The organism is Streptomyces sp. WM6386 (assembly GCF_000972385.1).
In the GTDB taxonomy this organism is placed as follows: domain Bacteria; phylum Actinomycetota; class Actinomycetes; order Streptomycetales; family Streptomycetaceae; genus Streptomyces.
Genome location: NZ_JXTE01000732.1, coordinates 1 through 330, shown reverse-complemented (window position 1 = coordinate 330; position 330 = coordinate 1). Strand labels below are relative to the sequence as shown.

The window sequence follows — 330 nt, the reverse complement described above, 5'->3', positions numbered from 1 at the left end:
AAGCCCTGGACCGCGGCGAGGATCGCGTAGTCACCGCAGCCGGGGCACCAGCGCACTTCCTGATCGGACTTGAAGTCCTTGGGCAGGAGGCGGAGTTCAGTGGTCATGGATCGTCGCCTCCAGTGCGTGGGCAAGCTGTTCTTCCTTGAACGGCATGCCGTTGACCTGAGTGAAGGGCCGTACGTCGACCAGGTAGCGGGCACGCAGCAGCGTCGACAGCTGGCCCAGGTTCATCTCCGGGACGACGACATGCTCGTACCGGCTGAGCACGGTGCCGAGGTTGCGGGGGAAGGGGTTGAGGTGGCGTAGGTGGGCCTGTGCGATGGATTC

2 pseudogenes are annotated in these 330 nt (G+C 64.5%); both read right to left on the bottom strand.

The annotated features are described in order from the left end of the window. A pseudogene (locus TN53_RS46615) lies at positions 1–107 on the bottom strand (2-oxoacid:ferredoxin oxidoreductase subunit beta); the annotation flags it as partial. Further along, positions 97–330, bottom strand: a pseudogene (locus tag TN53_RS43435) (2-oxoglutarate ferredoxin oxidoreductase subunit alpha); the annotation flags it as partial. The pseudogenes TN53_RS46615 and TN53_RS43435, both read right to left, overlap by 11 nt.